1 rRNA gene is annotated in these 601 nt (G+C 49.1%); it reads left to right on the plus strand.

The features are described from left to right. A 23S ribosomal RNA gene (locus ATB76_RS26890) occupies nt 1–601 on the plus strand; the annotation flags it as partial.

Consider the following 601-nt stretch of genomic DNA (forward strand, 5'->3'; position numbering starts at 1 on the left):
AGAGGCGATGAAGGACGTATTAACTTGCGATAAGCCCAGATTAGGTAGTAAAAACCATTTGAGTCTGGGATTTCCGAATGGGGAAACCCACTAGCATAAGCTAGTATCGCTGCGTGAATACATAGCGCAGCGAGGCGAACCGGGGGAACTGAAACATCTAAGTACCCCGAGGAAAAGAAATCAACCGAGATTCCGAAAGTAGCGGCGAGCGAAATTGGACTAGCCCTTAAGCTTTATATGCGTTAGACGAACGGTCTGGAAAGTCCGGCAATAAAGGGTGATAGCCCCGTAGTTGACAACGCACATTCAGTGAAATCGAGTAGGGCGGGACACGTGATATCCTGTCTGAATATGGGGGGACCATCCTCCAAGGCTAAATACTACTGACTGACCGATAGTGAACCAGTACCGTGAGGGAAAGGCGAAAAGAACCCCTGTGAGGGGAGTGAAATAGAACCTGAAACCGTGTACGTACAAGCAGTAGGAGCACCTTCGTGGTGTGACTGCGTACCTTTTGTATAATGGGTCAGCGACTTATATTCAGTGGCAAGGTTAACCATCTAGGGGAGCCGTAGCGAAAGCGAGTGTTAACTGCGCGACT

The sequence above is a fragment of the Vibrio sp. MOR3 genome (assembly GCF_001557775.1).
GTDB lineage: Bacteria > Pseudomonadota > Gammaproteobacteria > Enterobacterales > Vibrionaceae > Vibrio > Vibrio jasicida.